The sequence below is a fragment of the Micrococcus sp. KRD096 genome (assembly GCF_017168495.1).
GTDB lineage: Bacteria > Actinomycetota > Actinomycetes > Actinomycetales > Micrococcaceae > Micrococcus > Micrococcus luteus.
Window position 1 is genome coordinate 176597 of the sequence record NZ_JABFAY010000017.1, and the last position, 1971, is coordinate 178567.

General features: G+C 74.6%; 2 protein-coding genes. One reads left to right on the plus strand and one right to left on the minus strand.

The genetic code is table 11. The features are described from left to right. Positions 1 to 1378 (plus strand): MFS transporter (locus J1M41_RS08640; protein ID WP_241247859.1); only part of this gene is annotated, 1378 nt, incomplete at its 5' end. Here J1M41_RS08640 and purN read toward each other — a convergent pair. After that, a complete protein-coding gene (purN, locus tag J1M41_RS08645; RefSeq protein WP_069941533.1) occupies positions 1365 to 1928 on the minus strand; it encodes a phosphoribosylglycinamide formyltransferase in 564 nt (187 codons plus the stop codon). The two genes, J1M41_RS08640 and purN, sit on opposite strands and share 14 nt — an antisense overlap. Positions 1929 to 1971: the final 43 nt, after the last annotated feature.

Consider the following 1971-nt stretch of genomic DNA (forward strand, 5'->3'; position numbering starts at 1 on the left):
CCCCGGGCCCGCGCCCGACGTCGTCGCCCCCGACGCCGCCCTGCCCACCGGCGAGGCGGTCGTCCAGGAGCTGCCGTGGCGCTGGTCCGTCCAGGGCCGCATCTTCCTGATCGGCGGCCTGGGCTTCATGTTCGACGCGTGGGACGTCACGCTCAACGGCGTGATGATCCCGCTGCTGCGCGAGGAGTGGGCCCTGGACAAGGCCGACGCCGCGTGGATCGGCACCGCCAACCTCATCGGCATGGCCGTGGGCGCGTTCCTGTGGGGCACCATCGCGGACCGCATCGGCCGCAAGGCGGCGTTCGCGTGGACGCTCGCGATCTTCTCCGTGTTCACGATCGCGGGCGCGCTGACGGACTCCCTGCTGTGGTTCGCGCTGTTCCGGTTCGTGGCCGGCATGGGCCTGGGCGGAACGATCCCCGTGGACTACGCGCTCGTGGGCGAGTTCACCCCGCGCCGGCTGCGCGGTCGCGTCCTGGCCGCGATGGACGGCTGGTGGCCCGTCGGTGCCGCGCTGTGCGGCCTCGTCTCCGCCTGGCTCGTGGGCACGTGGGGCGACTGGCGCCTGCCCCTGATGGCCATGGTCCTGCCGGCCCTGCTCGTGTTCGTCGTGCGCCTGGGCATCCCCGAGTCCCCGCTGTTCCTGATGAGCCGGGGCCGCGAGACACAGGCCCGCGCCGTCATCGACCGCATGGTGGCGGCCACCGGCGCGCCCCGCCGGCCCTACACGATGCCCCCGGCCGAGCCGGCCCGCTCCGGCGGCGTCGGCGCGCAGCTCGCCGCGGTCTGGCGGTTCTCCCCGCGAATCACCGCGGTCGCCTGGGCCCTGTTCGTGGCCATCATGCTCGTCTACTACATCGCGCTGCAGTGGCTGCCGTCGTTCCTCATCGACGCCGGCTACGCGGAGGGCCGCGCCTTCATCATGACCTCCGGCATGGCCGCGGCCGGCCTGCTCGGCGTGGTCGTGGCCACCGTGTTGATCGAGGTCACCGGCCGCCGCTGGCTGCTGGCCGTCAGCGCCGTCGTCGCGAGCGCCCTGACCGTCTGGCTGGCGAGCGTGCTGGACGTGCCCGCCGCGGTGCTGCCGCTCGTGCTGGCGTTCGGCTTCGTGGTGCAGGTCGCGATCCCGGTGCTCTACACGTACGTCTCCGAGCTGTACCCGACGACGCTGCGCGCCTCCGGCTTCGGCTGGGCGTCGGCGGCCTCGCGGGTGGGCGCGGGCCTGGGCCCGCTGCTCTTCGTGGGCACGCTGGTCCCCGCCCTCGGGCTGCCGGGGGCGTTCGCCGTCACCGGCGGGCTCGTGGTCCTGGCCTGCGCGGCGATGCTGGCGCTGGCCCCGGAGACCCGCGGCCGCGCCCTCGAGGTCAGCGCCGACTGAGCTCGCCGAGCACGCGCAGCAGCAGGGCCCGCTCCTGGACCTTGATGCGCTCGTGCAGCTCGGCCTCGGTGTCCGTGTCCAGCACGGGCACCGCGGCCTGCGCGAGGATCGGGCCGGTGTCCACGCCCGCGTCCACCACGTGCACGGTGCAGCCGGTGACCTTCACCCCGTGCGCCAGCGCGTCCCGGACGCCGTGGGCCCCCGGGAAGGACGGCAGCAGGGCCGGGTGGGTGTTGAGGATGCGGCCCTCGAACCGCTCGAGCAGCGGGGCGCCCAGGATCCGCATGAACCCGGAGCACACCACCCAGTCCGGCGCGTAGGCGGCGACGGCGTCCGCGAGCGCCTCGTCCCACGCGCGCCGGTCCGCGTGGTCCTTCGGTGACACCACGAACGTCTCGATCCCGTGGGCGCGGGCGCGCTCGAGGCCGCCGGCGTCGGCGACGTCGGCGCCCACCGCGGCGATCTCCACGTCCAGGGCGCCGGAGGCGACGGCGTCGAGGACGGCCTGCAGGTTGGTGCCGGAACCGGAGACGAGGGCAACGATGCGCATGCGCCCATCGTAGGGTGAGGGGGTGTCCGCCCCCGTTCCCTCC